The following is a 4,357-nucleotide window of genomic DNA, read 5'->3' as shown; positions in this document are numbered from 1 at the left end:
AGCGGAACCGCCGGGGAAGACCGGCGTCAGTCCCTCGCCTCCGCCAGCAGCTTCTGGATCCGGGAGACGCCCTCGACGAGATCCTCGTCACCCAGCGCGTACGAAAGCCGCAGATAGCCGGGGGTGCCGAACGCCTCGCCGGGTACGACCGCGACCTCGGCCTCCTCCAGGATCAGCGCGGCCAGCTCGACCGTGTCCTGCGGACGCTTGCCGCGGATCTCCTTGCCGAGCAGGGCCTTCACCGACGGGTAGGCGTAGAACGCGCCCTCCGGCTCCGGGCAGAGGACGCCGTCGATCTCGTTGAGCATCCGCATGATCGTCTTCCGGCGCCGGTCGAAGGCCTCACGCATCTTCGCGACGGCGTCCAGGTCACCGGAGACCGCGGCGAGGGCCGCCACCTGGGCGACGTTCGACACGTTCGACGTGGCGTGCGACTGCAGGTTCGTCGCGGCCTTCACCACGTCCTTCGGGCCGATGATCCACCCGACGCGCCAACCCGTCATGGCGTACGTCTTCGCCACACCGTTGACCACGACGCACTTGTCGCGCAGCTCGGGCAGCAGCGCCGGCAGCGACACGGAGGCCGCGCCGCCGTAGACCAGGTGCTCGTAGATCTCGTCCGTCATCACCCACAGACCGTGCTCGACGGCCCAGCGGCCGATCGCCTCGGTCTGGGCCTCCGTGTAGACCGCGCCGGTCGGATTGGAGGGGGAGACGAAGAGGACGACCTTCGTCTTCTCCGTACGGGCCGCTTCCAGCTGCTCGACCGACACCCGGTAACCGGTGGTCTCGTCGGCGACGACCTCGACGGGGACACCGCCGGCCAGACGGATCGACTCCGGGTACGTCGTCCAGTACGGGGCCGGGACGATGACCTCGTCGCCCGGGTCGAGGATCGCGGCGAAGGCCTCGTAGATGGCCTGCTTGCCGCCGTTGGTGACCAGGATCTGCGAGGCGTCGACCTCGTAGCCGGAGTCGCGCAGCGTCTTCGCGGCGATCGCCGCCTTCAGCTCGGGCAGACCACCGGCCGGGGTGTAGCGGTGGTACTTCGGGTTCTTGCAGGCCTCGACGGCCGCCTCGACGATGTAGTCCGGGGTCGGGAAGTCGGGCTCACCGGCGCCGAAGCCGATCACCGGACGCCCGGCGGCCTTGAGGGCCTTGGCCTTGGCGTCCACGGCGAGGGTGGCGGACTCGGAGATCGCGCCGACTCGGGCGGAGACCCGGCGCTCGGTGGGAGGGATTGCAGCGCTCATGAGCCCATCGTTTCAGACACGAAACCCGCCCGGCACGCGGGTTTCACGGACTGAACAGCGATTGAACAACCGTCCGCATCCGGGCCCGGAGACGGGCGATCTTCGACCGACAACGCCCCTACGGCCACTTTCTGTTCGACGTCAGCCGCCAGACCACGTACACTCACACCTCGTTGGCCTCCACAGGCCGCACCCGCCAGGTGAACACCGAGCACCCGGTCGGATGCGGTACGTTTGGGGAGAACCACAAAGGGTCGTAGCTCAATTGGTAGAGCACTGGTCTCCAAAACCAGCGGTTGGGGGTTCAAGTCCCTCCGGCCCTGCTACACACTCCTCACGCCAGGATGTGTGCGCATGTACGTACAGCAATGTTCCGCCGTGCGGCTCAGACCGGGCGCGGCACGGCCACGACCCGGACCGGAATCAGGTGAGGATGAATGACGGACGCCGTGGGCTCCATCGACACGCCTGATGCCCAGGACGAGGCGCCGGAGGACAAGAAAAAGACCCGCAAGGGCGGCAAGCGCGCCAAGAAGGGCCCGCTGAAGCGTCTGGCGCTCTTCTACCGTCAGATCGTCGCGGAGCTGCGCAAGGTCGTCTGGCCGACGCGCTCCCAGCTGACGACCTACACGACTGTGGTCATCATCTTCGTCGTCATCATGATCGGTCTGGTGACTGTGATTGACTTCGGACTCGACAAGGCGGCCAAGTACGTCTTCGGCTGAGCCGACTGCGAAGGGCGCCGTGCCAGGCGCCCCTTTTCGCGTGTTCCACCCCCATGTATCCAGGAAGAAGCAGCCACCGTGTCTGACCCGAACCTGAACGACGCCACGGAGCCTCGCGGTGTAGGTGCCGAGTCCGTGGACGATGAGCTCGACATCGTCGAGGGAGCGGACGAGGTCGACGAGTTCGAGGCTGCCGAGGCCGAGGCGGGGGAGTCGGCCGAGGAAGCGGCCGTGCACGTCGAGGACGAGACCGACGAGGAAGAGGCCGTCGAGGAGGAGACCGAGCCGGTCGACCCCGTCGAGGCCCTGCGTGAGGAACTGCGGACCCTGCCCGGCGAGTGGTACGTCATTCACACGTACGCCGGTTACGAGAACCGCGTGAAGACCAACCTGGAGCAGCGCGCCGTCTCGCTGAACGTCGAGGACTACATCTTCCAGGCCGAGGTGCCGCAGGAAGAGGTCGTCCAGATCAAGAACGGCGACCGCAAGACCATCCGCCAGAACAAGCTCCCTGGCTACGTTCTCGTCCGCATGGACCTGACGAACGAGTCCTGGGGTGTCGTCCGCAACACCCCCGGCGTCACCGGCTTCGTGGGCAACGCCTACGACCCGTACCCGCTGACCCTGGACGAGATCGTCAAGATGCTCGCCCCGGAGGCCGAGGAGAAGGCGGCGCGCGAGGCCGCGGAGGCCGAGGGCAAGCCGGCACCGCAGCGCAAGGTCGAGGTCCAGGTGCTGGACTTCGAGGTGGGCGACTCGGTCACCGTCACCGACGGGCCCTTCGCCACGCTGCAGGCGACGATCAACGAGATCAACGCCGACTCCAAGAAGGTCAAGGGGCTGGTGGAGATCTTCGGGCGTGAGACGCCGGTCGAGCTGTCCTTCGACCAGATCCAGAAGAACTGAGCAGGATTTCGCACCACTTCCGGCCAGGTCAGGCGGGCTCTTGGCAGCCTGTCTGACCTGCTCGGTTTTTGGGCGCGTATCCATACCCGTTATCGTTGTGCGGTATGCCTTCAGCCGGGACGCGAACCCGGGTGGGGGCGCACTCGAATGGAAAGGACCCGGAGAGCAATGCCTCCCAAGAAGAAGAAGGTCACGGGGCTCATCAAGCTCCAGATCCAGGCCGGTGCCGCCAACCCGGCTCCGCCGGTCGGCCCGGCGCTGGGTCAGCACGGCGTCAACATCATGGAGTTCTGCAAGGCCTACAACGCCGCGACCGAGTCGCAGCGCGGTTGGGTCATCCCGGTGGAGATCACGGTCTACGAGGACCGTTCCTTCACCTTCATCACCAAGACGCCTCCGGCCGCCAAGATGATCCTCAAGGCCGCGGGCATCGAGAAGGGCTCCGGCGAGCCGCACAAGACCAAGGTCGCCAAGATCACCGAGGCGCAGGTCCGCGAGATCGCCCAGACCAAGCTGCCCGACCTCAATGCCAACGACCTGGACGCCGCCGCGAAGATCATCGCCGGTACCGCGCGTTCCATGGGCGTCACGGTCGAGGGCTGAACCCCACCTTCGTAGAACCATGCGGCTCGCGAAGCCGCACGTGGCAGGGCCTGCTCGGCCCGTACCACGACTCCTTTCAGAACACACAGGAGCAGTTGTGAGCAAGCGCAGCAAGGCTCTCCGCGCTGCGGACGCCAAGGTCGACCGGGAGAAGCTCTACGCCCCGCTCGAGGCCGTCCGTCTCGCCAAGGAGACCTCCACGACCAAGTTCGACGGCACCGTCGAGGTCGCCTTCCGTCTGGGTGTCGACCCGCGCAAGGCCGACCAGATGGTCCGTGGCACCGTGAACCTCCCGCACGGCACCGGTAAGACCGCCCGGGTCCTGGTCTTCGCGACCGGTGACCGTGCCGAGGCCGCTCGTGCCGCGGGCGCCGACATCGTCGGCGCCGACGAGCTCATCGACGAGGTGTCGAAGGGGCGTCTGGACTTCGACGCCGTCGTCGCCACCCCGGACCTCATGGGCAAGGTCGGTCGCCTCGGCCGTGTGCTCGGTCCCCGTGGTCTCATGCCGAACCCCAAGACCGGCACCGTGACCCCGGACGTCACCAAGGCCGTCACCGACATCAAGGGCGGCAAGATCGAGTTCCGCGTCGACAAGCACTCGAACCTGCACTTCATCATCGGCAAGACGTCGTTCGACGACAGCAAGCTGGTGGAGAACTACGCCGCGGCGCTGGAGGAGATCACCCGTCTCAAGCCGTCCGCCGCGAAGGGTCGCTACATCAAGAAGGCCGCCATCAGCACCACGATGGGCCCCGGCATCCCGATCGACCCGAACCGCACCCGCAACCTCCTCGTCGAGGAGGACCCGGCCGCCGTCTGAGCCCCCGCTCACCCGGCAGCCGCGTCGCGCACGCGTAGCGAGGACGA

General features: G+C 67.0%; 5 protein-coding genes and 1 tRNA gene. 5 read left to right on the top strand and 1 reads right to left on the bottom strand.

The window, feature by feature from the left end:
- Nucleotides 1-26 precede the first annotated feature (26 nt).
- Entirely contained in the window at nucleotides 27-1,253 is a 1,227-nt protein-coding gene (locus tag STRIP9103_RS17575) for a pyridoxal phosphate-dependent aminotransferase (protein WP_009313786.1), read from the bottom strand.
- 250 nt (nucleotides 1,254-1,503) lie between these two features.
- On the opposite strand from STRIP9103_RS17575, the gene STRIP9103_RS17570 reads away from it, so the two are divergent.
- From STRIP9103_RS17570 to rplA, 5 genes are all read left to right on the top strand, one after another.
- Nucleotides 1,504-1,576, top strand: a tRNA-Trp gene (locus STRIP9103_RS17570).
- 114 nt (nucleotides 1,577-1,690) lie between these two features.
- The gene (gene secE, locus STRIP9103_RS17565) at nucleotides 1,691-1,978 is read left to right on the top strand and encodes a preprotein translocase subunit SecE (RefSeq protein ID WP_009313784.1); all 288 of its coding nucleotides are present in this window, start codon (nucleotides 1,691-1,693) and stop codon (nucleotides 1,976-1,978) included.
- A gap of 78 nt (nucleotides 1,979-2,056) precedes the next feature.
- Nucleotides 2,057-2,884, top strand: a complete 828-nt coding sequence (nusG, locus tag STRIP9103_RS17560; protein WP_009313783.1) for a transcription termination/antitermination protein NusG — start codon at nucleotides 2,057-2,059, stop codon at nucleotides 2,882-2,884.
- 168 nt (nucleotides 2,885-3,052) lie between these two features.
- Nucleotides 3,053-3,487: a 50S ribosomal protein L11 gene (gene rplK, locus STRIP9103_RS17555; RefSeq protein ID WP_003998857.1), complete on the top strand. Its 435-nt coding sequence runs from the start codon at nucleotides 3,053-3,055 to the stop codon at nucleotides 3,485-3,487.
- A 97-nt stretch (nucleotides 3,488-3,584) separates the two neighbouring features.
- Nucleotides 3,585-4,310 (top strand): 50S ribosomal protein L1, encoded by a 726-nt coding sequence (rplA, locus tag STRIP9103_RS17550; protein ID WP_009313781.1) that lies wholly within the window; start codon nucleotides 3,585-3,587, stop codon nucleotides 4,308-4,310.
- Nucleotides 4,311-4,357: the final 47 nt, after the last annotated feature.

The sequence above is a fragment of the Streptomyces ipomoeae 91-03 genome (assembly GCF_000317595.1).
GTDB lineage: Bacteria > Actinomycetota > Actinomycetes > Streptomycetales > Streptomycetaceae > Streptomyces > Streptomyces ipomoeae.
This window is presented reverse-complemented; position numbering and strand designations above follow the sequence as displayed.